The organism is Streptosporangium sp. NPDC048886 (assembly GCF_055586905.1).
Window position 1 is genome coordinate 149,778 of sequence record NZ_JBVJHH010000007.1, and the last position, 22,849, is coordinate 172,626.

General features: G+C 72.8%; 22 protein-coding genes. 11 read left to right on the forward strand and 11 right to left on the reverse strand.

Annotated features, from left to right (window positions below):
- The first annotated feature begins 26 nt into the window (after nucleotides 1–26).
- Complete coding sequence (locus ACZ6R6_RS10750) at nucleotides 27–1,394, forward strand: metallopeptidase TldD-related protein (RefSeq protein ID WP_470092347.1); 1,368 nt, start codon at nucleotides 27–29, stop codon at nucleotides 1,392–1,394.
- On the opposite strand, the gene ACZ6R6_RS10755 is transcribed toward ACZ6R6_RS10750, so the two are convergent.
- Both ACZ6R6_RS10755 and ACZ6R6_RS10760 read right to left on the reverse strand, forming a co-directional pair.
- Nucleotides 1,391–2,431 carry a carcinine hydrolase/isopenicillin-N N-acyltransferase family protein gene (locus ACZ6R6_RS10755; RefSeq protein ID WP_470092121.1) on the reverse strand — a complete coding sequence of 347 codons (1,041 nt, stop codon included), beginning with the start codon at nucleotides 2,429–2,431 and terminating at the stop codon, nucleotides 1,391–1,393. The genes ACZ6R6_RS10750 and ACZ6R6_RS10755 overlap by 4 nt on opposite strands.
- A gap of 52 nt (nucleotides 2,432–2,483) precedes the next feature.
- Nucleotides 2,484–2,696: a dodecin gene (locus ACZ6R6_RS10760; RefSeq protein ID WP_470092123.1), complete on the reverse strand. Its 213-nt coding sequence runs from the start codon at nucleotides 2,694–2,696 to the stop codon at nucleotides 2,484–2,486.
- A gap of 118 nt (nucleotides 2,697–2,814) precedes the next feature.
- Between ACZ6R6_RS10760 and ACZ6R6_RS10765 the strand changes: the two genes are divergently transcribed.
- Nucleotides 2,815–3,126: a DUF3099 domain-containing protein gene (locus ACZ6R6_RS10765; RefSeq protein WP_470092125.1), complete on the forward strand. Its 312-nt coding sequence runs from the start codon at nucleotides 2,815–2,817 to the stop codon at nucleotides 3,124–3,126.
- Between the two features lie 230 nt (nucleotides 3,127–3,356).
- Here ACZ6R6_RS10765 and ACZ6R6_RS10770 read toward each other — a convergent pair whose 3' ends face one another.
- From ACZ6R6_RS10770 to ACZ6R6_RS10790, 5 genes are all read right to left on the reverse strand, one after another.
- Nucleotides 3,357–3,596 (reverse strand): DUF6457 domain-containing protein, encoded by a 240-nt coding sequence (locus ACZ6R6_RS10770; RefSeq protein ID WP_470092349.1) that lies wholly within the window; start codon nucleotides 3,594–3,596, stop codon nucleotides 3,357–3,359.
- A gap of 76 nt (nucleotides 3,597–3,672) precedes the next feature.
- Entirely contained in the window at nucleotides 3,673–4,242 is a 570-nt protein-coding gene (gene mobA / locus ACZ6R6_RS10775) for a molybdenum cofactor guanylyltransferase (RefSeq protein ID WP_470092127.1), read from the reverse strand.
- Entirely contained in the window at nucleotides 4,239–5,228 is a 990-nt protein-coding gene (gene moaA, locus ACZ6R6_RS10780) for a GTP 3',8-cyclase MoaA (protein WP_470092129.1), read from the reverse strand. Before moaA ends, mobA begins: the two co-directional genes overlap by 4 nt.
- A 152-nt stretch (nucleotides 5,229–5,380) precedes the next feature.
- Entirely contained in the window at nucleotides 5,381–6,568 is a 1,188-nt protein-coding gene (locus ACZ6R6_RS10785) for an RtcB family protein (protein WP_470092131.1), read from the reverse strand.
- Nucleotides 6,569–7,073: 505 nt separating this feature from the next.
- Entirely contained in the window at nucleotides 7,074–7,964 is an 891-nt protein-coding gene (locus ACZ6R6_RS10790) for a UbiA family prenyltransferase (protein ID WP_470092133.1), read from the reverse strand.
- Nucleotides 7,965–8,081: 117 nt separating this feature from the next.
- Here ACZ6R6_RS10790 and ACZ6R6_RS10795 point away from each other — a divergent pair, with 117 nt between their 5' ends.
- From ACZ6R6_RS10795 to ACZ6R6_RS10805, 3 genes are read left to right on the forward strand one after another with little or no spacing between them, the layout of a single operon-like run.
- Nucleotides 8,082–9,137, forward strand: coding sequence for a type III polyketide synthase (locus ACZ6R6_RS10795; RefSeq protein WP_470092134.1), 1,056 nt, complete (start codon nucleotides 8,082–8,084; stop codon nucleotides 9,135–9,137).
- Nucleotides 9,138–9,143: 6 nt separating this feature from the next.
- Nucleotides 9,144–9,704 carry an isoprenylcysteine carboxyl methyltransferase family protein gene (locus ACZ6R6_RS10800; protein WP_470092136.1) on the forward strand — a complete coding sequence of 187 codons (561 nt, stop codon included), beginning with the start codon at nucleotides 9,144–9,146 and terminating at the stop codon, nucleotides 9,702–9,704.
- A complete protein-coding gene (locus ACZ6R6_RS10805) occupies nucleotides 9,701–10,714 on the forward strand; it encodes an NAD(P)/FAD-dependent oxidoreductase (RefSeq protein WP_470092138.1) in 1,014 nt (337 codons plus the stop codon). The genes ACZ6R6_RS10800 and ACZ6R6_RS10805 overlap by 4 nt, the downstream gene beginning before the upstream one ends.
- A gap of 189 nt (nucleotides 10,715–10,903) precedes the next feature.
- Here the strand turns inward: ACZ6R6_RS10805 and ACZ6R6_RS10810 are convergent, their stop codons facing one another.
- Nucleotides 10,904–11,566, reverse strand: coding sequence for a TetR/AcrR family transcriptional regulator (locus ACZ6R6_RS10810; RefSeq protein WP_470092140.1), 663 nt, complete (start codon nucleotides 11,564–11,566; stop codon nucleotides 10,904–10,906).
- Nucleotides 11,567–11,660: 94 nt separating this feature from the next.
- Between ACZ6R6_RS10810 and ACZ6R6_RS10815 the strand changes: the two genes are divergently transcribed.
- Complete coding sequence (locus ACZ6R6_RS10815; RefSeq protein ID WP_470092141.1) at nucleotides 11,661–13,214, forward strand: FAD-dependent monooxygenase; 1,554 nt, start codon at nucleotides 11,661–11,663, stop codon at nucleotides 13,212–13,214.
- A 75-nt stretch (nucleotides 13,215–13,289) separates the two neighbouring features.
- On the opposite strand, the gene ACZ6R6_RS10820 is transcribed toward ACZ6R6_RS10815, so the two are convergent.
- Entirely contained in the window at nucleotides 13,290–14,192 is a 903-nt protein-coding gene (locus ACZ6R6_RS10820; RefSeq protein ID WP_470092143.1) for a hypothetical protein, read from the reverse strand.
- Nucleotides 14,193–14,336: 144 nt separating this feature from the next.
- Nucleotides 14,337–16,172 (reverse strand): AMP-dependent synthetase/ligase, encoded by a 1,836-nt coding sequence (locus ACZ6R6_RS10825; protein WP_470092145.1) that lies wholly within the window; start codon nucleotides 16,170–16,172, stop codon nucleotides 14,337–14,339.
- 178 nt (nucleotides 16,173–16,350) lie between these two features.
- On the opposite strand from ACZ6R6_RS10825, the gene ACZ6R6_RS10830 reads away from it, so the two are divergent.
- Both ACZ6R6_RS10830 and ACZ6R6_RS10835 read left to right on the forward strand, forming a co-directional pair.
- On the forward strand, nucleotides 16,351–17,856 hold the full coding sequence (locus ACZ6R6_RS10830) for a peptide MFS transporter (protein WP_470092147.1): 1,506 nt from the start codon (nucleotides 16,351–16,353) through the stop codon (nucleotides 17,854–17,856).
- 39 nt (nucleotides 17,857–17,895) lie between these two features.
- Nucleotides 17,896–18,507: a trimeric intracellular cation channel family protein gene (locus tag ACZ6R6_RS10835; protein WP_470092149.1), complete on the forward strand. Its 612-nt coding sequence runs from the start codon at nucleotides 17,896–17,898 to the stop codon at nucleotides 18,505–18,507.
- 3 nt (nucleotides 18,508–18,510) lie between these two features.
- Here ACZ6R6_RS10835 and yczR read toward each other — a convergent pair whose 3' ends face one another.
- A complete protein-coding gene (gene yczR / locus ACZ6R6_RS10840; protein WP_470092151.1) occupies nucleotides 18,511–19,944 on the reverse strand; it encodes a MocR-like transcription factor YczR in 1,434 nt (477 codons plus the stop codon).
- 75 nt (nucleotides 19,945–20,019) lie between these two features.
- On the opposite strand from yczR, the gene yczE reads away from it, so the two are divergent.
- From yczE to ACZ6R6_RS10855, 3 genes are all read left to right on the forward strand, one after another.
- Entirely contained in the window at nucleotides 20,020–20,625 is a 606-nt protein-coding gene (yczE, locus tag ACZ6R6_RS10845; protein ID WP_470092153.1) for a membrane protein YczE, read from the forward strand.
- A 41-nt stretch (nucleotides 20,626–20,666) separates the two neighbouring features.
- Nucleotides 20,667–22,427, forward strand: a complete 1,761-nt coding sequence (locus ACZ6R6_RS10850) for a glycoside hydrolase family 15 protein (protein WP_470092155.1) — start codon at nucleotides 20,667–20,669, stop codon at nucleotides 22,425–22,427.
- A 116-nt stretch (nucleotides 22,428–22,543) separates the two neighbouring features.
- A complete protein-coding gene (locus ACZ6R6_RS10855; protein ID WP_470092157.1) occupies nucleotides 22,544–22,798 on the forward strand; it encodes a hypothetical protein in 255 nt (84 codons plus the stop codon).
- Nucleotides 22,799–22,849: the final 51 nt, after the last annotated feature.

Genomic DNA, 22,849 nt, shown 5'->3' on the forward strand with positions numbered 1-22,849 from the left:
CGGCCGGCCGCCGGGAAGGGAGCGGGATGAGCCCTCAGGAGATGATCGAAAAGGCCCTGGACCTCTCCACGGCCGACGACGTCGTCGTGATCGTGGAAGAGGGCTCCAGCGCCAACCTGCGGTTCGCGGGGAACACTCTCACCACCAACGGCGTGGGCCGTTCCTCGCAGCTCACCGTGATCTCGATCGTGGGCCGGGGGGTCGGCGTGGTGTCGCGGGCGGCGGTCCGCCCCGAGCAGCTCGCCGACGTCGTCGCCGCGGCCGATCACGCAGCGGAGGACGCGACGCCGTCGGAGGACGCCCGGCCGCTGGTCGAGGGCCCCCGCTCGGCGGACTGGGACCTGCCCGCCGAGCCCACCTCCATCGGGGTGTTCGGCGCCTTCGCCCCCGCCCTGGGCGAGGCCTTCGCCCGGGCCGAGGCGGGCGGGCGCAGGCTGTACGGCTTCGCCGAGCACATCGTCACCACCACCTTCGTGGGCACCTCGGCCGGGGCCCGGCTCCGGCACACCCAGCCCACCGGGCGCCTGGAGCTCAACGCCAAGTCGCCGGACATGAAGCGCTCGGCGTGGACGGGCGTGGCCACCCGCGACTTCTCCGACGTGGACGTGGCCGCGCTGGACGCCTCGCTGGCCCAGCGGCTGGAGTGGGCCAAGAACCGGATCGACCTGCCGGCCGGACGGTATGAGACGCTGCTGCCGCCGACGGCCGTGGCCGACCTGATGATCTACCTGTACTGGACGGCCGGCGCCCGGGACGCCCTGGAGGGCCGCACGGTCTTCTCCAGGCCCGGCGGCGGGACCCGCGTCGGGGAGGCCCTCTCCCCGCTGCCGATCCGCCTGTACAGCGATCCGGCCGCGCCGGGCATCGAGTGCGCGCCGGCTGTGGTCGCGCACGCCTCCAGCCGGCAGCAGTCGGTGTTCGACAACACCCTGCCGCTGACGCCCACCGACTGGATCGCCGACGGCGCCCTGGCGAGCCTGATCCAGACCCGGCACTCGGCCGAGCTGACCGGCCTGCCGGTGACCCCGGCGATCGACAACCTGATCCTGGAGGGGCCCGCGGGCGGCCGGTCGCTGGAGGAGATGATCGCCTCCACCGAGCGGGGCCTGCTGCTCACCTGCCTGTGGTACATCCGCGAGGTCGATCCGCAGAGCCTGCTGCTCACCGGGCTGACCCGGGACGGCGTCTATCTGGTGGAGAACGGCGAGGTCGTCGGCGAGGTGAACAACTTCCGCTTCAACGAGAGTCCGGTGGACCTGCTGGGCCGCCTCACCGAGGTCGGCGCCGCCGAGCAGACCCTGCCGCGCGAGTGGAACGACTACTTCACCCGCGCGGTCATGCCGCCGCTCCGGGTGCCCGACTTCAACATGTCGACGGTCAGCCAGGCCAGCTAGCGCTGGGTGAGCGCGATGGTGTGCACCCGCTCCCAGCGCTTGGCCGTCACCAGGCGGGCGGTGACCTCGGTGAGGTCGTAGACGACCGACCAGCGGGTGTGCCCCTGGGCCACCCGCTGGAGCAGGTCCATCCCGTCCTGCCAGGTCCTGGCCGCCGGGAGGCCGTCGGCGAGCTCGCCGTAGCGGGTGTCGGTCATGCGCCGCTCGCCGGTGGTGCCGGTCATGGTGAAGTTGGTCAGGATCCGGTCCTCGATGACGTTGAGCCTGCCGCCGGCGAACTCCACGACGGCCGACTTCCCGCCGGCGTCGGCGAGCAGGTAGTGGATCTGCGGGCTGCCGGTGAAGTCGATGTCGTAGCGGCGCATGATCGCCACCGCCTCGTCCACGGTCGCGGCCTTGTCCAGCATCAGCCGGATGATCCGCACGCTGCCGACGACCGGGCGGCCGGCGGTCCTGGGCGGCAGCTCACCGTCGGGCACCGCGGCCATGCCGATCGCCAGCCCCTTCTCGTTCACCCCGTCGAAGGGGGTGAGCACGGCGTGGGCGAGCCTGCGGCGGACCCCCGGGTCGGCCGTGTCCGGCGCGGCGGAGCTGCCGAGCACGTAGGACAGGTCCGCCGTGGACACCGAGGCGTAGCCGTCGGGCGGGTCGGCGTGCACGACCATCGCCGGGTTGGGGTCCCAGTCGAAGTTGCGGCCGAACAGCGGCCGCTCCCCCGCCAGGTGGAACAGGGAGCAGGCCCAGCCGTCGGCGCGCCCGGCGAGGTCCTCCTCGCTGACGGCGGCCTCCCGGTCGTACGAGCCGTGGAAGGTCATCTCGTACAGCGGCAGGTCGTCCAGCCGGCGCAGGCTGCCGAGCGTCCGCCGGACGTCGGCGGCGCTCTGGTCGAGCGCGCCGCCGCGCACGGGCCCGGCGGACGGGGATGCGGGTGGGGATGCGGCCGGAGGGGCCGCGGAGCCGCCCGCCGGGGCGGAGCATCCGGCGAGCAGCAGCGCCGCGGCCAGCGCGGCTCCCATGACGCGGTGGAGATCTCCCATCCTCGTAGTCTGCTCCGCCGGGGCCGCGCCGTACAAGATCAGGCGTCCGGGGTCAGGCGTCCTCCAGGCGGAATCCGACCTTCATGCCGACCTGGAAATGGCCGACCTCGCCGTCGACGATGTGCCCCCTGACCTCGGTCACCTCGAACCAGTCGAGGTGACGCAGGGTCTGCGAGGCACGGCGGACGCCGTTGCGAATGGCCGCCTCAAGACTCTCCTCCGAGGTGCCGACTATCTCGGTCACCCGATACGTGCGATCCGTCATGCCGTCATCCTTACCCGGCGGCCATGATCGCACGCCCTCCGGCGCCGTCCCGATCGGCGGTCCGGCCCGGCCCGAGGGCGGAGTTGGACCCGCCCCGTCCGAGGTCTAAATTGGAGTGGTGAAGGTATGGCACAAGCGCCGGGTGGTCCACCAGGTAACCGATGCCCGGCCGTCGCTGAGCGAGGACATCGGGAAACGGGAGAAGAACTATCTCATCAAGATGGGGATCCGGCTCGTCTGCCTCATTCTCGCCTTCACGGTGCCGGCTCCGCTGCCCGTCCGGCTCCTACTGTTCGCCGGGGCGATCTTTTTACCATACATTGCCGTCATCGGGGCCAACGCCCCGCAGCGCGGACCGATCAACACCCCTGACATGGCGGAAACCGGCCAGAACGAGATCCCGCTCCACCGACGCGAGATCGGGTCGTGACTAAGTCTTGACGCATCTCAGGGGTAGTAGGTGTACGCTTTAGCCAAGTGCCCTGGTCCCCCGTCGGGGCACTGGTGCCGGCGTTCCGGGCCCCCGTCGGAACGCCGATGAAGCGGCGCCGGGTGGTTTGCCCCCGTAACCACCCGGCGTCGCCCTTTTCCCAGGGCCTCCAGCTTCTCGCCAGGGCCTCCAGCTCCCCCGGATCGCCGGCCGCGCCTGTCCGCAGGACCCTAGCTGTCGCCCGCCGTCCGCTCCCACTCCCGTGCCAGCGCGGTCAGCCGCTCCACCGCGTCCGGTGGCGCCGTGCCCGCCCCCTGGGCCAGACCCAGCAGATAGGCCGTCAGCGGCGCGGCCGGGCGCGTCACCCCGTGAGCGACCTCCTTGGTCAGGTCCAGCAGCGCGTCACGGTCGACCTGCGCGGGGTCGACACCCAGCTCGCGGCAGACGATCGCGGTCCACTCCGTCAGCACGTTCAACTCTCACTCCTTGCAAGGGGGGCGCGCTCGCCCCGGGGACATCGCCGCTCCGGCGGCTCTCGCCGGGCGTTCAGACCTGTGCCGGCGGCTCCGGCTCGCCGCTCCGGGCCCGCCGCAGATCCGCCGGAGTGTCGCAATCGAACCACGGCTCCCCGGTGAGGTGAAGCGTCACCGGGGCCAGCGGGGCGAGGAGCCCGTGCAGCGACCGGCCCTCGTAGCGGGCCAGCGCCTCGCCGAGCTCCGCCGTACGCCAGACTCCGACGAGCCACTGTTCGCGCCCGCCGTCGTCGACGAGCACCGCCCCCGTCCGCGCCGCCGCCAGCAGCGCCGAGACGTGCCCGGCGGTCAGGAACGGCAGGTCGGCGGCGAGCAGTGCCACCCACGGCGCGCTCACCTCGGCCAGCCCGGCCCGTAGCGCCGGGACGGGCCCGGCGCCGGGCGGATCCTCCCGTACGAAGATCCCCCGCGCCAGTCCGGGGCGGTGCGGCCCGACGACGACGAGCCTGCCGGCGTCCGGCACGGCCGCCGCCACCGTTTCGATCAGCGGCCGTCCGGCGACGCGCAGACCCGGCTTGTCCTGCCCACCGAGCCTTCTCGCGTAGCCACCCGCCAGGATGCACGCGTCGTAGCGCGCGCTCATCCGCCGATGGCGGACATCGGGCGGGACGGCTGCAGGAAGGACGGGTCGTCGATGCCGTGCCCGGCCTTCTTGATCCGGACCGCGGCCAGCCAGCGCTCGGCTATCTCGTCGTCGCCGGCTCCCGAGCGCATGGCGGCGCGCAGGTCGGACTCGTCGGTGGCGAACAGGCAGTTGCGGATCTGGCCGTCGGCGGTGAGCCGTACGCGGTCGCAGCTGCCGCAGAACGGCCGGGTGACCGAGCCGATCACCCCGACCCTGGCCGGCCCGCCGTCGACGAGGAACAGCTCGGCCGGGGCGCTGCCGCGCTCCACCGAGTCGTCGTCGGTCAGGTCGTAGGACTCCTTCAGCCAGGCGAGGATCTCGTCGGCGGTGATCATGTTCTCCCGACGCCAGCCGTGCTGGGCGTCCAGCGGCATCTGCTCGATGAAGCGGAGCTCGTAGCCCCGTCCGAGGCAGTAGCCCAGCAGCCCGGCGGCCTCGTGGTCGTTGATCCCGCGCATCAGCACCGTGTTGACCTTGACCGGGCGGAGCCCGGCGGCGTCGGCCGCGGCCAGGCCGTCGAGCACGTCGGTCAGCCGGTCGCGGTGGGCGAGCTTGGCGAAGGTCTCCCTGTCGAGGGTGTCGAGGGAGACGTTGACCCGGTCCAGGCCGGCCTCGGCGAGCGGGGCGGCCAGCCGGGCGAGCCCGATGCCGTTGGTGGTCAGCGAGACCTGGGGCCGGGGCCGGAGGGCGGCGGTGCGGGCCACGATCTCCACCAGCTCGCGGCGGAGCAGGGGCTCGCCGCCGGTGTAGCGGACCTCGGTGATGCCCAGCCGCTCCACCCCGATGGTCACCAACCGAACGATCTCGTCGGCGGTCAGCAGGTCGGGCTTGGGCAGCCATTCGAGGCCCTCGGGGGGCATGCAGTAGGAACACCGCAGGTTGCAGCGGTCGGTGAGGGACACCCGCAGATCAGTCGCCACCCGGCCGAACGAGTCTCGCAGCATCGGGCGTCACCTCCTCACACTATTCATGCTCATCCAAGCAGGGGGCCAGCCTAAGGCCAGCCCCCTACTCACCCCAAAGCCAGGCCGTATCCGCGGCAACGTCACCGGCGGCCGGTTCATTCCTGGACGGCCTCCCGGCGGCGGCCGGATCCTCAGCCCTTGACGCAGATGAGCTGCCGGAGGTGGGCGACCACCTCGACGAGGTCGGTCTGCGCCGCCATGACCGACCGGATGTCCTTGTAGGCGCCGGGGATCTCGTCGATCACCCCGGTGTCCTTGCGGCACTCGACGCCGTCGGTCTGCGCCTTGAGGTCGGCCAGCGTGAAGGTCTTCCTCGCCTTCGTCCGGCTCATCCGGCGACCGGCACCATGTGAGGCCGAGTTGAACGCGGCGGCGTTCCCCAGGCCCTTCACGATGTAGGTGCCGGTCGCCATCGAGCCGGGGATGATGCCGAACTCGCCGGATCCCGCGCGGATCGCGCCCTTGCGGGTGACGAGCACGTCCACGCCGTCGTAACGCTCCTCCGCGACGTAGTTGTGGTGGCAGGAGATCGGCTCGTCGAAGGTGACGCCCTGGAGGTGGCGCCGGAGCACGTCGCAGACCAGGGCCATCATGACCGCCCGGTTGCGCCGCGCGTAGTCCTGCGCCCAGAACAGGTCGCGCCGGTAGGCGTCCATCTCCGGCGTGCCCCCGACGAACACCGCGAGGTCCCGGTCGGGCAGGTCCTGGTTGTGCGGCAGCTTCCGGGCCTGCCCGATGTGGAACTCGGCCAGCTCCTTGCCGATGTTGCGCGAACCCGAGTGCAGCACGATCCAGACCACGCCCTCGTCGTCGGCGCAGATCTCCAGGAAGTGGTTGCCGCCACCCAGGGTGCCCATCTGCACCTCGGCCCGCTCCCGCCGCGCGTGCACGGCCGGCGCCAGGGCGTCGAAGCCCTTCCAGAAGCCCGCCCAGTCGGCGGTCTTCAGGCCGTGCAGCCTCGTCGGATCGACCGGCCGCTTGTGGTGCCCGAACCCGACCGGGACCGCCTGCTCCAGCTTCGAACGCAGGTAGGCCAGGTTGTCGGGCAGGCCGGTGGCTTTGAAGGAGGTCCTCACCGCGGTCATCCCGCAGCCGATGTCCACTCCCACCGCCGCCGGGGAGACCGCGCCGCGCATCGCGACGACCGAGCCCACGGTCGCGCCCATCCCGTGGTGCACGTCGGGCATCACCGCGACCCCGTGCACCCACGGCAGGTCCGCCACGTTGCGCAGTTGCCGTATCACCTCGGGCTCGACCCCGGCCGGATCGGCCCACATGCGGATCGGCGCGCGGCCCCCCATCACCTCGTTGTACGTCATCCCCGCATCGCCTCCCTCCGGCCGATCAGTCGATGACGACAATGACGCCGGTGCCTCACCGTTCTGGCAACCGAATTAAAGGTTCATATCCTTGCTTACCAGCAAAAATGCTTTTAAAGCTTCAGGGTGGCGGGGCCGCCTTCAGCCAGGCGAGCGTGAACCGGGCGAAGACGATTCCGCCGGTGTCCCCGATCTCGGGGAGGACGCCGACCCGCCCGTCACCGAGCAAGGGGGCACGGGCCGATTCACTCCTTGGCCGGGGGATGGCCGGGCAGCCTGAACAGCCGCCCGAGGGCGGGTAACCGGTAGGTGTGACATCAGACGTCTTGTGATCGGACTTGCCCCCAGGATCCTGGTCCACTCCAGTCAATAGATCGTTCGGCGGCCCTCACGGAGGCGGCACGGGCCGTTCACGACCGCGGCGGACGGCACGGAGACCTCGTCCGGGGCTTTCACGCGTGGTCGGGTGTCTGGATCCTCCCCTGGCCGGCGGCCCCCCGCGAGCTCACCCGGACACGGCGATCCCGGTGCCCCGGGCGAGCAGGAGCACGACGGCGACCGCGGCGACGGCGACGGCCGCCGCGAAGGGAGCCTTCGGGGATCGCCCTCCGAGCAGCAGTCCGCCCAGGGCGAAGGCCCCGGCTCCGGCCAGCGCCGCCCAGCCCCCCGCGCCGGGAGGCCCCGGCGGGCCGAAGACCAGCAGGCCGGTGGCCAGCAGCAGCGGCACCGGGATCAGGGCGCGGACCCGGGCCGCGCCGAGCCGCTGCGGCCAGCCGCGGACTCCGGTGGCGAGATCGGCGGGGATGTCGGGCAGCACGTTGGCCAGGTGCGCGCCGCAGCCCAGGAGCGCCGCGGCGAGGACCGCCCACCACGCCGGCCACGGCCGGTCCGGCAGCCCGAGGGTCACGAACGGCGGCAGCGAGCCGAATCCCACCGCGTACGGCAGCCACGACAGCACGGTGGCCTTCAGCCTCAGGTCATAGGCCCAGGCGGCGGCGACACCGGCGAGGTGGACGGCCCCGGCCACCAGGCCGGAGGCCAGCGAGAGCGGCACGCACAGCGCCAGAGCGGCGGCCGCGGCGGTCCACACCGCCCGGACGCTCACCGTGCCGTCGGCGACCGGTTTGCCGGTACGGCCCGCCGCGACGTCCCGCCCGGCGTCCACCGCGTCGTTGCACCAGCCGATGGACAGCTGCCCGGCCAGCACTGCGGCGGCCACCAGCCCGCATCCCGCCGCGTCCCGCCCGGCCGCCGCGGCCAGCGCGGTGACCAGGACCGTGACCGCTGCGGTGGGCCCCGGATGGCAGGCCCGCGCCAGCCCCAGCACGGCCGCCAGGCCGGGCGGCCGCCCCGGGAGCCGGTCGCGGTCGCGGCGCGCATGCCCGCTCGTCGTCACGGACCGATCGTAGGCGGCTCCGGCGCCGCGCCGGCGTCTCGGGCGGCGAGGCATGCCGTACGCGCAGTTGGGCAAGATCCGGATGTCCGCTGTCGGCCGTCGGAAGGCATCCCATCAATGACGCGAATCGCGGCGGTGCGCGGCGCGCTCCCACCCAACCGCCACTCCCAGGCCGAGATCACCGACGCGTTCGCGCGGATGTGCCTGCCCGATGACGCCGACCGCCGGTTGCTGGAGCGCCTGCACGCCTCCGCACGGGTCGAGTTCCGCCATCTGGCGCTCCCCCTCGACCAGTATCCCAAGCTCGACGGCTTCGGGGCGGCCAACGACGTCTTCGTCGAGTCCGCCGTCGAGCTGGGGGTCGAGGCGGTCGGCGGCGCACTGGAGGAGGCCGGGTTCGCGCCGGAGGACGTGGACATGATCATGTTCACCTCGGTGACCGGCATCGCCGCGCCGTCCGTGGACGCCAGGCTGGCCGGCCGCCTCGGGCTGCGCCCCGACGTCAAGCGGGTCCCGGTGTTCGGGCTGGGCTGCGTGGCGGGGGCCGCCGGGATCTCCCGCCTCCACGACTACCTGCGCGGCTGGCCCGGCCACGTGGCCGTGCTGCTGTCGGTCGAGCTGTGCTCCCTGACCCTGCAACGCGGTGACGCCTCCCCCGCCAACCTGGTGGCCAGCGCGCTGTTCGGCGACGGGGCGACGGCGGTGGTGGCCTGCGGCGGCGAGCGGCGGCCCGAGCCCGGGGGGCCGGCGGTGCTGGCCACCCGGGGCCACCTGTATCCCGGCTCCGAGGGCGTGATGGGCTGGGACATCCGCGACACCGGCTTCCAGGTGGTGCTCGACGCGAGCGTCCCGGACGTGGTGCGGACCTACCTGGCCGACGACGTGCACGGCTTCCTCGCCGACCACGGCCTGACGGCGGGGGATGTGACGGCCTGGGTGTGCCACCCCGGCGGCCCGAAGGTCCTGGAGGCGGTCGCCGAGACGCTCGGGCTGCCGGACGGCGCGCTGGAGCTCACCTGGCGCTCGCTGGCCGAGGTGGGCAACCTGTCGTCCTCCTCGGTGCTGCACGTCCTGCGCGACACCCTCGCGCTGCGGCCACCGCCGGGCACGCCGGGACTGCTGCTCGCGATGGGGCCCGGCTTCTGTTCCGAACTCGTCCTGCTGCGCTGGTAGGGGCCGATGTCGGAGCATCTGTCGTCCTGGTACGTGCTGCTCGTGCTGCTCGTCGCGGCCGAGCGACTCGCCGAGCTGGTCGTCGCGCGCCGCAACACGCGCTGGAGCCTGGCCCGCGGCGGAGTGGTGTCCGGGCGCGGCCACTACCCGTGGATGGTCGCCCTGCACACCGGCCTGCTGGCCGGGTGCCTGCTGGAGGCGGGCCTGGCCGGCCGGCCCTCCGTTCCGGCGCTCGGCTGGCCCATGCTCGCCCTGGTGATCGCCGCGCAGGGGCTGCGCTGGTGGTGCATCGGCGCGCTGGGCCACCACTGGAACACCCAGGTGATCGTGGTGCCCGGCATGCCGCCGGTGACGCGCGGCCCCTACCGCCTGCGCTGGCTGCGCCACCCCAACTACGTGGCGGTGGCCGTGGAGGGCCTGGCGCTGCCGCTGGTGTACGGCGCCTGGGTCACCGCGGTGACGTTCACCGTGCTGAACGCCGCGCTGATGGTGGTGCGGATCCGGTGCGAGGAGACCGCCCTGGCCTCACTCGCCCCGGTGTCGCCGCCCGGACGGGCCACGGCGTGATCGACGTGCTGGTCGCCGGTGGCGGGCCGGCGGGCCTGGCCACCGCCGTCCACGCGGCGCTGGCCGGGATGGAGGCGGTCGTCGTCGAGCCCCGGCCCGCGCCGGTGGACAAGGCGTGCGGCGAGGGACTGATGCCCAGCGGGGCCGCCGCGCTGGGGGCGCTGGGCGTGGAGGTGGCCGGCCGGCCGCTGCGGGGGATCCGCTACCTGGACGGGCGCCACGGGGTGCAGGCCGAGTTCCGCGACGGCCACGGGCTGGGCGTGCGGCGCACCGCGCTGCACGCCGCGCTGTCGCGGCGGGCAGCCGAGCTGGGGGTGCGGACCGTCCCCGGCAAGGTGGCCGGGGTGCGGCAGGACGGCGACGGGGTGGAGGCGGCGGGGCTGAGGGCCCGCTGGCTGGTAGCCGCCGACGGCCTGCACTCCCCGCTGCGCGCCCTGCTCGGGCTGGAGCTGCCCGACCGCCGCCCGCGCCGCTACGGCCTACGGCGGCACTACAGGGTCGCGCCCTGGACGGACTTCGTCGAGGTCCACTGGGCCGCCGACGGCGAGGCGTACGTCACCCCGGTGGGCGACGATCTCGTCGGCGTGGCGGTGCTGAGCTCCCGGCGCCGCGGATACCGGGAGCACCTGGCGGATTTCCCGGACCTGCTGGCCCGGCTGGACGGGCCGGCCGCGACCCCGGTGCGCGGCGCCGGGCCGCTACGCCAGCGGGTGCGTGCCCGGGTCGCCGGGCGGGTGCTGCTGGTCGGCGACGCGGCGGGATACATCGACGCGCTCACCGGCGAGGGGGTGTCGCTGGCGCTGCTGTCGGCGCGTGCCCTGGTGCGCTGCCTGCGGGCCGGCGCCCCGCAGTCGTACGAGACGGCCTGGCTGAGGCTGTCACGGCGCCACCGGCTGCTCACCGGGGCCCTGCTGGAGACCCGCCGGCACCGGGCGTCCGCGCGGCTGATCGTCCCCGCGGCCCAGCGGCTGCCCGCCCTGTTCGGCGCGGCGGTGCACGCGCTGGCCTGAGCCCGAGGGCCCGGGGCCCGGAACCGGGGACCGGCCGCCGCGCGCCCAGCGGCGGATGGGGGGGCCGGGGCCCGCTCGTCCCAGCGGCGGATGGGGTCCGGCCGGGGCCGCTCGTCGTCGGCGGGATCATCCCGCGCCATGCCCGGTGCCTGCCCGGGCCGGACGGCGCCGGGTGGGAGGACCGGCGACCTAGCGATCCGGACCCCGCACCGACCTCAGGCCCTCGATCAGCGTGTCCAGAGCCTGCTCGAAGTCCGCCTCGGGATCCACGAGACCTTCGGTCGTCCAGGCCAGCAGCCTGCTGAAGTGCGGCAGGCGTGCCGGGTCGAGCCGGCGGATGTAGACCCCGATCTGTTCCTCGCCCGCGTGCACTCCGGGCGCGCCGGTGAATCCGCCCGTCGACAGCAGCAGCGCGCCGAACACCAGCCCGTTCACGGCCCCGAGCGCCCGCCAGGCGCCCAGTTCGTCGAACCCCGCCTCGAACAGCGCTCCCACCAGGCCGTCCATCGTCCTCATCGCATGAGGCGAGGTCGGATTGGACCGGTCGGTGGCCAGCGCCAGCGGCACCACCGGGTGGCGGCTGAAGACCCGGTACAGGGCCAGCGCCGACGTCCGCACCCGCTCCGGCCAGGGCAGCGCCGGGTCGGGGGGCTCGACCTGCTCGAACACGCGCTCCACGATGCCGTCGATGAGATCCGCCTTGTTGGAGACGTGGTTGTACAGCGACATCGCCTCGACGCCGAGCGTCTTCGCCAGGCGCCGCATGGACAGCCCCTCCAGGCCCTCCCTGTCGGCCAGCTCCAGGGCGGCGTCGAGAACCTTCTCCCTGTTCAACGGCTCACGCCGGGCCATCGAGTGATCCTTCCCCTCCGGATTGTCTGACGAAGCTTACGCTGTATGTGTTCTACTTACGGTGTAAGCATACGACGTAAGCAAGGAGAGTCGGATGACCGATGTGATCATCGTGGGCGGCGGGCCGGTCGGCCTGCTGCTGGCCTGCGAGCTGACCTTGGCCGGGGCCGACGCCCTGGTCCTGGAAGCGGCCTCGGGCGAGGACCGCAGGACCCGCAGCCTCGGCCTGCGCTCGCTCAACGCGCGCACCCTGCGGTCGCTGGCCCTGCGCGGCCTGACCAGGCCGCTGGCCGAGGCGCAGCAGGCGATGTTCGACGAGCTGAGCGGGTGCGGCGGATCGGGCGACGGCGTGGCGGGCGGCCCGTCCGCCCAGGCGGACATGGTCGCCCTCATGGTCGAGGTGGTCCAGAAGGGCATGATCAGGGGACACTTCGGCGGGCTGCCGCTGCTGGAGCCGGCCGGGGGCGCCGAATACCTCATGCTCAAGCAGCACCGGCTGGAAAGCGTGCTGGCCGCGCGAGCCGCCGAGCTCGGCGTCACGGTCCGTCAGGGCTGCGAGGTGACGGAAGTGACGCAGGACGGGACGGGCGTCGCCGCCACGCTCGCCGACGGGCGCGTGGTACGCGGGTCATACCTGGTCGGCTGCGACGGCGGGCGGAGCGTGGTGCGCAAGCGGTCCGAGTTCGCCTTCTCCGGCACGCCCGCGACCATGACCGGGCGGACCGCGGAGGCCGAGCTGGCCGACCCCGGCGCCATCACCTCGTCCTTGCGCGGCCCCGGCGGGCTGGTGAACCTGTCGCTGGTGCCGGGCGAGATCGCCACCATTGAGTTCGACGGCGGGCCGGATGATCGGGACACGCCGATGACGGCCCCGGAGCTGCAGGAGAGCCTGCGGCGCGTGACCGGCGTCGACGTGGTCGTCACCCGGCTGAAGACCGGCATCCGCTACAGCGACAACACCCGGCACGTCGACACCTACCGCAGGGGCAGGGTCCTGCTGGCCGGGGACGCGGCGCACGTCCACTCGCCCATCGGCGGGCAGGGGCTCAACCTCGGCCTGCAGGACGCACTCAACCTGGGCTGGAAACTCGCCCTGGTGGCACGCGGGCTGGCCCCCGACAGCCTCCTCGACACCTACACCGCCGAGCGGCACCCGGTGGCCGCCCGGGTGCTGCGCAACACCCGGGCGCAGGTGGCACTCATGCGGCCGGGAGCCCAGGTGGACGCGCTGCGGGAGGTGCTGGCCGAGGCGCTGGAGCTGCCCGACGCCCAGCGGCACTTCGCGGCGATGGTCGAGGGCACGGACGTGGACTACGCGCCCGGCGCCGCCGGGCCCCTGGTCGGCCGCTTCGTCCCGCCGTTGGGAGAGACGGCGCCGGTGGGACCGCCGGGCGGGCAGGCGCAGGACGCGGCCGTCCCGGCCGACGGGCTGCTGGCGGACGGCCGCGGGCTGCTCGTCGGGGCGCCCGGTGAGAGCTGGCCCGGCGAGGCCGTGGCGGGGCACCGGGACCGGGTGCGCGCGGCGGTCGCCCAGGCCGCGACGGGCACGGGCGCCCTGCTGGTGCGGCCCGACGGATACGTGGCCTGGGCGGGCGGGCGCGACAGCCTCGGCGAGACGCTGGCCGCCTGGTTCGGCCCCGCGAGGTGACCCGGCCCCCGGACACATCCCATTCGGAGGCAGACCACCCGCCGGCCGCGTCCCCAACCTCACGGGACGGTACGCCTAGCTCGGGGAGACTCCGTGGACGCGGCTCTGTCTGGCGGCGTAGTGTCCCGTCCCGGTGAACCTGGCCCGCCACTCGCCCTCGCGGTAGCCCGCCACGTTCTGGGCGAAGTGGCCCTGCAGGTCGGTCGTGGCCTCGGCCGTCCTGGTCCACCTCTCCTGCGGCGCCGCCCGGTGCAGGATCTCGACGCTCTGGCCGGGGAAGGGGGCGTAGTCCAGATATCCCTGCGGGTCGACCCGGTTCAGCACGCCCTTGACCTCCACCCGCGCCCCCTTCCTGACCGCCTGGACGGCGCTGAACTTCGTCTCGCGCCTCAACCGGAACTCGGCGTACTCGGTGACCGTCTCGCCGCCGGCTCCCTTGGCGGTCGCGGCGACGGTCCAGCGCCCGGCGGGATACCAGCGGCTCAGCCTCTTGTCCGGCCGGAACCGCCAGGTCTCCCACTCCGCCCCGGCCCGCCCGGCGGGCCCCGCCGCCGGCCCGGTCCGCCGTCCCCGGGCGGCGTGGCCCGGGACGACGCGACCGAGCACGACGGGCGCCGGTGCGGCCTCCTGCGGAGGGGGGAGGTACGGCGGGGTGTCCGGCACGGGGATCCGGACGGTCTGGGGTGCCGGACCGGTCTCGGCGTCGGCCGGGGCATCCGTCCCCGGCTCGGGCGGCGCGCCCGGTTCGACGCGGACCGTCACCCCGCCCGGGCCCGCGACCCCGCGGGCCACCACCTCGATCACCAGGCGCACCGTGCCGGACGGCCCGACCACGGGGGCCCCGGGGGTCAGGGTGATGGAGTGGATCGCCAGATCCCCGGCGGCGGGCGGCTCGGCCCACGCCGGCGGGGCGACGGCCCCCGACGGCACGGCGCCGGCCCCCGCCGCCAGGATTGGAAGAAGGACTCTCATGGTCATGGACAGGACGCTAGGAAAGGCCCGGTAATGACCGAGGGGACGACACACGGCTGATTGGGCAAAACGCCGTCCGCGCCGGGCGGGGGGCCCGCCCACCCGGCGGGCAGGGCGGGGGCGGACGCCCCCGCCGGCCGCGCCGCGGGGTCACTCCTCGTACATGTCGTCGATCACCTCGGCGTACTTGGCGTGGATGATCCGGCGCTTGAGTTTCAGGCTCGGGGTGAGCTCCTGGGTCTCGGCCGTCCACTCCACCGGCAACAGCCGCCAGCGCTTGACCTGCTGGACACGGGCGAGTTTCCCGTTGGCCGCGGCGACCGCGTCCTCGACGGTCTTGAGGACGTCGGGGTGCTCGGCGAGCTCGGCCAGGGTGCCGAACTCGATGCCGCGCCCCTGCGCCCAGCCGGGGGCGACCTCGCCGTCGAGGGTGAGGACCGCCACCGGGTACGGCCTGCCGTCGCCGTAGGCGAGGGCCTGCCCGATGAGGGGGTGCTCCTTGAGGTAGTTCTCGATGTTGGCCGGTGAGATGTTCTCGCCGCCGGAGGTGATGATGAGCTCCTTCTTCCGGTCGACGATGCGGACGAAGCCGTCCTCGTCGATCGAGCCCACGTCGCCGGTGTGCAGCCAGCCGTCCTCGTCCAGCAGCTCGGCGGTCGCCTCGGGCCTGTTCAGGTAGCCGTGGGCGTTGGCGGGGCTGCGGGTGACGATCTCCCCGTCCTCGGCGATGCGGACCTCGACGCCCGGGCCGGCCTGGCCGACCGTGCCGAGCTTGAAGCGGTCGGGGGCGTTGGCGGTGAAGGCGCCCGTCGTCTCGGTCATGCCGTACACGTCGATCACGCGCATGCCGAGGCCGGCGAAGAAGCGCTGGACCTCCAGCGGCATCGGCGCGGCGGCGCTGGCCAGCCAGGCCGCGTTGTCGAGGCCGATCATCGAGCGGATGATCGACAGCAGCGCGGCGTCGGCCTGTCCGTAGGCGGCCTGGACCTCGGGCGACGGCGTCCGCCCGTACTGGCTGGCCTCGACGTAGGCGAGACCGGCGGCCATGGCGGCGCGCACGCTCTCCTGCTGCTCCGGCGGCTGGGTGGCCAGCAGCGCCTGCAGGCGGGCCATCATCTTCTCCCACACGCGCGGCACCCCGAAGAACAGCACCGGCTTGACCTGTCCGAGGACGGCGCCGAGCTGGGTGATGTCGGTGCAGAAGTGGGTGTGGGAGATCTTGAACAGCGGCAGGTAGAGGCTGAGCACCCGCTCGGCGATGTGGGCGTAGGTGAGGTAGGAGATCTGGGTGCCCCTGTCGGGCAGCTCGACCATCCGGCTGGTGGCCACGACCTCGAAGAACACGTTGGCGTGGGTCAGCGGCACGCCCTTGGGGTTGCCGGTGGTGCCCGAGGTGTACAGGACCGTCAGGACGTCGTCGGCGGTCACGGCCTGCCAGCGGGCGTCGACCGAGGCGGGGTCCTCGGCGAGCCGCTCGCGCCCCAGGGAGAGGAAGTCGTCCCAGGCGAGGAAGCGGTCACCGGTCGGGGCGCCCTCCAGCATGATGACCTTGCCGATCTCGGGCAGCGCCTCCAGCACCGGCTCCCACCGGGCCAGCTCGGCCGGGCCGCCCAGCACCACGATCTTGGCGCCGACGTCTCCGGCGACGAAGGCCACCTGGTCGGGGGCGAAGGTGGAGTAGACCGAGCACGACATGCCGCCCGCGTGGACGGCGCCCAGGTCGGCCAGGACGTGCTCGCTGCGGTTGACCATCATCAGCGCGACCGCCTCACCCGGCCGCAGCCCGAGGGCGGCGAATCCGGCGGCGATCTCCAGGACCCGCTGCCGGGCCTCGGCGTAGGTCAGGGTGCTCCAGCCCTCACCGGCCGGATCGGAATAGGCCGGGGCATCGGGGTTGTGCTCCGCCGCCTCCCTCAACTGGGCACAGACGGTACGGCCCGCGATCTCCCGCTCGATCGCCGCACGCTCTTCAAGGACACCGGCCATGACGCGCCTCCTGAAAGTGCTCACTTGCATGAGTGGCATGCATCGCACCACACGGCGTTGCCCGGGACAAGACCCTGCCCGTGAGAAGAAAGACCGCAATGCACAACCTGCCTCACCGCCGCCGCGAGGGGCGTACGTAAAGTTAGAACCCGATCACATGTTGACACCGGGGGGTCGCATGACGTCGGGGACGCAGGCACGTGAGAAGACTTTCTTCGGGCAGCCGCGGGGCCTCGCCACGCTGTTCGGCACCGAGATGTGGGAGCGCTTCAGCTGGTACGGCCTACGGGCCATCCTGGCCACCTTCATGGCCGCCTCCCCCGCCGTGGGCGGTCTGGGCCTGACACAGCAGACCGCCACGGCGATCGTCGGCATCTACGGCGCCCTCATCTATCTCGTGGCGCTGCCCGGCGGCTGGGTGGCCGACCGCGTGCTGGGCGCCCGCAGGGCGGTGCTGTGGGGCGGCTTCATCATCATGTGCGGCCACATCAGCATGGCCGTCCCCGTCAGGACGGGCGTCTTCGTCGCGCTCGGCCTGCTGCTCATCATCATCGGCACCGGGCTGCTGAAGCCGAACATCTCGGCGATGGTCGGCAAGCTCTATCCGGAGGACGACGACGCGCGCAGGGACGCGGGTTTCTCCATCTTCTATCTCGGCATCAACCTCGGCGCCTTCATCGCCCCCGTCGTCGTCGGCTGGCTCGCCGCCGACGGCCGGTGGCACCTGGGCTTCGGCGCCGCGGCGGTCGGCATGGCGCTGGGCCTGGTCCAGTACGTGATGGGCCGCCCCCATCTCAGGGGCGTGGGCGAGGAGCCCGGCCACCGGCTGACCCCGCAGGAGCACCGGCACTTCGTCCTGGCCTCCCTGGCCGCCGCCGTCGTGGTCGCCGGCGCCCTGGCCGCCTGGGTGGCGACGGGCACCTTCGACCTCGACACCTTCGCACTCGTGATGACGGTGATCATCGTCGTGGTCCCGGTGGTCTACTTCGCCTACGTGCTGTTCGGCAGCCACAGCCTGACCGAGGACGAGCGGATCCGGCTGAAGGCCTACATCTGGCTGTTCATCGCCGCCGCCGTCTTCTGGATGATCTACGACCTGGCCCCGACCGTGCTGCTGTTCTTCGCCCAGGACAAGACCGACCTGTCGCTGTTCGGCATCCGGATCACGGCCGCGACCACGCAGTCGTTCAACCCGCTGTTCATCATGATCTTCGTGCCGGTCTTCGCCGCGCTCTGGATCAAGCTGGGCAACCGGGTGACCGCTCCGCAGAAGTTCGCCTTCGCGCTGTTCATGGTCGGCCTGAGCTTCGTGGTCATGGCCCTGGCCGCCAGATTCGCCGCGGGCGGGAGGATCTCGGTGTGGTGGCTGGTGCTGGTCTACCTCATCCAGGTCTTCGGCGAGCTGTCGCTGAGCCCGGTCGGGCTCTCGGTCACCGCCAAGCTCGCCCCCCAGGCGTTCAAGGGGCAGATGCTCGGGGTGTGGTTCATCGCCGTCTCGGTGGGCGACGCCGTGGGCGGGCAGACCGCCCGGCTGAAGAACTACCTGTCGGATCCCGCGTACTTCCTGACGCTCGCGGCGATCGCCGTCGTGGCGGGCCTGGCGCTGCTGGCGTCCGTCGGCAGGCTCCGCGTCATGATGCGCGAGCACCACGACGCCGCGGGGGCCGGCCCCCCGTCGCACTGAAGGTCAATCACATAGAGCCGGTCATGGGATGATTTACTCGTGAACCAGGTGCTCGACCTCGTCGGAATCTTCGTCTTCGCCCTCTCCGGCGCCCTCGTGGGCGTCCGCAAGCGGCTGGACGTGGTGGGCATGGCGGTGCTCGCCGAGATGACGGCGCTGGGCGGCGGGATCCTGCGCGACCTGATCCTCAACGTACGGCCGGCCGCCTTCTTCAGCACCGGCTACGTGCTCGTGCCGGTCGCCGCCACGGTGATCGTTTTCTTCTGGCATCCGCACGTGCAGCGGGTGATGCCCGCGGTGGACGTGCTCGACGCGGCGGGTCTGGGCCTGTTCTGCGCGGTCGGCACCGAGAAGGCGATGAACGTCGGGCTCAGCCCGCTGCACGGGGCCCTGCTCGGGGTCACCACGGCGGTCGGCGGCGGCGTCCTGCGCGACGTCCTCGCCGGCCAGATCCCGAGCCTGCTCTACGACCGCCAGCTCTACGCGGTGCCCGCCATGCTGGGCTCGGCGGTCATGGCCACGCTCTACACCCTCGACCTGCACGGCTGGCCCGCGACGCTGGCCGCCGCCGTGCTCGCCTTCGGGCTGCGCATCGCGGCCATGCGGCTGCGGCTGCGCGCCCCGCTGGCCAGAGGCGTCACCTCCGAGTAGACCTCACAGCGCGGGGGTGAGCGGCCGGGCGGGACGGGCGCCGAAGGGGCCTGTGACCCTGGCCTCGGCGATGCGGCTCACCGCTTCGGTGAGGATCTGCGGGGGCTGGGTGAAGGGCAGGCGGAGCCGGCTCTCCAGCGCGCCGTCCACGCCGAACCAGGTGCCGGGGGCGAGCCGTACCCCGTGACAGGCCGCCGCGTCGGCCAGCGAGGTGGCCGAGGGGCTCTCCAGCCGCACCCAGAGCGAGCCTCCGCCCTTGGGCACCGCGAAGCTCCACTCGGGCAGCTGCTCCGTCACCGCGGCCACCAGGGCCTCCCTGGAGGCGCGCAGGGCCCGGCGGCGCTCGGCCCGGGTCTCCTCGATGTCCTCGAACAGCCTCGTCACGACCAGCTGCTCGAAGATCGGGCTGGCGATGTCCACGCCCGCGCGGAGCACGGCCAGGCTGCGGACCATGGCGGCGGTGGCGCGGATCCAGCCGATGCGCAGCCCGCCCCACCACAGCTTGGAGGCCGACCCGATGGTGATCACCCGCCCGTCGGTGTCGAAGGCGGCCAGCGGCGGCGCCGCGGGCCCGTCGTCGATCGCCAGCTCGTGCCAGGTCTCGTCCACGATGAGCGTGGCGCCGTACTTCCTGGCCGCGCCGGCCAGACCGGCCCGCGTGGCGTCGTCCATCAGGTGGCCGGTCGGGTTCTGGAAGTCGGGGATCACGTAGGCGAGACGGGCGGCCGACTGGCGCATCGCGCAGGTCAGCAGGTCCAGGTGCCAGCCGTCGTCGGGGACGCCGACCGGGACGATCCGGGCGCCGCGCGCCCTGGCCACGTCCATCGCGTGCGGGTAGGTGGGCGACTCCATCAGGAACGCGTCACCGGCCGGCAGCAGCATCTCGGCCACCAGGTGGAGCGCGTGCTGGGCGCCCGAGGTGACCAGGATCTGCTCGGGCCGGGTGGCCAGCCCCCGCTCGGTGTAGCGGGCCGCGATGGCCTGGCGCAGCGGCGCGATCCCGAGCGGGCCGTAGCCGATGCCGAGCGCGTGGCTCCGGTAGTGCTCGGCGGCGAAGGCGATCGCCGCGGGGAGCGCCGCGGGCGCGAGCGGGGCGGCGGCGTGCAGCGGCAGCAGCCCGTCGTCGTTGGCGGCGATCCACGGGTTCTCCGCGCCCATCGAGCCCGGGTCGGGCAGCGCGGTCCAGCTCCCCGCCCCCTGTCTGCTCTCCAGATATCCCTGCTCGCGCAGCCGGTCGTAGGCCGCCGTCACGGTCGTGCGGCTGACGCCCAGGGCCTCGGCGAGGTGCCGCTCGGCCGGCATGCGCATCCGCACCGGCAGCCGCCCGTCGAGGATCAGCGACCGCACGGCCTGGGCCAGCGCGCTGTAGTAGGGCCTGGTGTCGGGGGCGATCGCCACCAGGCGGGCGAGCTGGGGTCCGCTCAGATACCGGTCCATGCCAACCACTATAAGACCACTTTTCATGATTGGCTCTTTTTCCGGCGGCCAATGGCCTGGACGATTAAGGCCATCATGAGCGAAATTTCCCTTCCCACCCTCGGCTCCATCCCCAACCGGCTCACGCGCCTGTACGCGGGCCTGGCGCTCTACGGCGTCGGAATCGGCCTGCAGATCGAGTCGCACCTCGGCGGCAGCCCCTGGGACGTCTTCCACCAGGGACTGTCCATCCACATGGGCCTGTCCATCGGCACCTGGATCATCCTGGTGGGAGCCATGGTCATGCTGCTGTGGATCCCGCTCAAGCAGAAGCCGGGGATCGGCACCATCAGCAACGTCGTCTTCCTCGGCCTGTTCGCCGACGCCGCCATGTGGCTGGCCCCGACCCCGGAGCCGCTGGCCCTGCGCTGGGCCTACCTGCTGCTCGGCGTCGTCGCCACCGCCGCCGCGACCGGCCTCTACATCGGCGCGGGCCTCGGCCCGGGCCCGCGCGACGGCCTGATGACCGGCCTCAACCGCCTCGGCCTGTCCATCCGCGCGGCCCGTACGCTCATCGAGGTCACGACGCTGGCCGTCGGCTGGCTGCTCGGCGGCACCGTGGGCGTCGGCACGGTGGTCTTCGCCCTCGCGATCGGGCCGCTGACCCAGTTCTTCATGCCCCGGATGCGGCCCAAAGGCTGATCGGCGGCCGGCGGAGGCATTGAGGTATTAGCGTCGAGCACATGCGGATCGAGGATTACGCTCTCATCGGAGACATGCAGTCAGCCGCCCTGATCGGACGCGACGGCGCGATCGACTGGCTCTGCCTGCCCCGTTTCGACTCGCCGGCGTGCTTCGCGGCGCTGCTCGGCGACAAGCAGAACGGGCAGTGGTGGCTCGGCCCGGCCGACGCCGGGCGGCCCGCCGCCACCCGGCGGCGCTACAGGGGCGAGTCCCTGGTGCTGGAGAGCGAATGGGACACCCCGGACGGCACCGTCCGGGTGACCGACTTCATGCCCGCGCGGCAGACCAACCCCGACCTGGTCAGGATCGTGGAAGGCGTGTCGGGCACGGTGGAGATGGCCACCGAGATCCGCATCCGCTTCGACTACGGCCGGATCGTGCCCTGGGTGCGCCGCAGCGACGGCCTGCTGCAGGCCATCGGCGGGCCCGACTCGGCGTGGCTGCGCTCCCCCGTCCCCCTGCAGGGCGGCGACTACGCGCACAGGGCGAGGTTCCGGGTCTCGGCCGGCGAGCGCCTGGCGTTCGTGTTCACCTGGCACCCCTCGCACGAGCCCAGGCCGGTCGAGATCGACCCCCTGGAGCAGCTGACCGAGACCGAGTCGCTGTGGGCCGAGTGGGTGGCGGAGTGCACCTACCAGGGCCCGTGGCGCGAGGCCGTGGTCCGCTCCCTCATCACGCTCAAGGCGCTCACCTACGAGCCCACCGGCGGCATCGTCGCCGCCCCCACCACCTCCGTGCCCGAGGACCTCGGCGGAGTGCGCAACTGGGACTACCGCTTCTGCTGGCTGCGCGACGCCACCATGACGCTTGAGGCCCTCATCGGCGGCGGGTTCCTGGGCGAGGCCCGCGCCTGGCGGGCGTGGCTGCTGCGGGCGATCGCGGGCCGCGCGCAGGACCTGCAGATCATGTACAGCGTGTCGGGTGAGCGCCGGCTGACGGAGCTGGAGCTCGACTGGCTGCCCGGCTACGAGGGCTCCAGGCCGGTCCGGATCGGCAACGGCGCGGTCAACCAGCTGCAGCTGGACGTCTACGGGGAGGTGATGAACGCCCTGTACCTGTCGCGCGTGTCGGGCATGGAGCCGGACGAGCGGGCCTGGACCATCCAGCGCGAGCTCGTCGGATACGTGGAAGAGCACTGGGACGAGCCCGACGAGGGACTGTGGGAGGTCCGCGGCCCGCGCCGCCACTTCACCCACTCCAAGGTGATGTGCTGGGTGGCCCTGGACCGGGCGGTCAAGCAGGTGGAGAGCTTCGACCGCACCGGCCCGGTGGAGCGCTGGAGGGAGCTGCGCGACCGGATCCACACCGAGGTCTGCGACAAGGGCTTCGACGGGGCGCGCAACACCTTCACCCAGTCGTACGGCTCGCCGGAGCTGGACGCCTCCCTGCTGCTGATCCCGATCGTCGGCTTCCTGCCGCCGGACGACCCGCGCGTGGTCGGCACGGTGGAGGCGGTCCAGCGCGAGCTGATGGTCGACGGCTTCCTGCTGCGCTACCCGGTGGCCGCCGACAACGACGTGGACGGCCTGCCCGGCGGTGAGGGCGCCTTCCTGGCGTGCAGCTTCTGGCTGGCCGAGGCGCTGGCGATGATCGGCCGCAAGGACGAGGCCGTGAAGCTGTTCGAGCGCCTGCTGGCCCTGCGCAACGACGTCGGCCTGCTCGCCGAGGAGTACGACCCCCGCTACGGCCGCATGGTCGGCAACTTCCCGCAGGCCTTCAGCCACGTGCCGCTGATCCACACCGCCCGCGCGCTGAGCTGAGGCGGCGCCGCGGGACCCGCCGGGCGCGGGCCCGGCGGGAAATCTCCGGTCCCGGTGTAACAATCCGTCGCGGCCGCCACTCTCCGCTGACGAACACCACTCGAAAGGATCGGACAATGAGCGATTTCGACGTGACCTCCACGGACCTGGTCGACTACGACGGCGACGGCGGCACCGACACCCAGCTGATCGACTACGACGGCGACGGCTACGCCGACGAGGAGCGTCACGACGTCGACGGTGACGGCGTGACCGACATCGTCTACCTCGACAACGACGGCGACGGATACGTCGACGAGGCCCGGGTCGACATCAACGGCGACGGGGTCTCCGACTACACCCAGACCCAGGGCCCCTTCCCGACCGCCTGATCACACGTACCGGCAGGGCCCGTGTGATCTCACCAGGAGGGGAACCCGGAC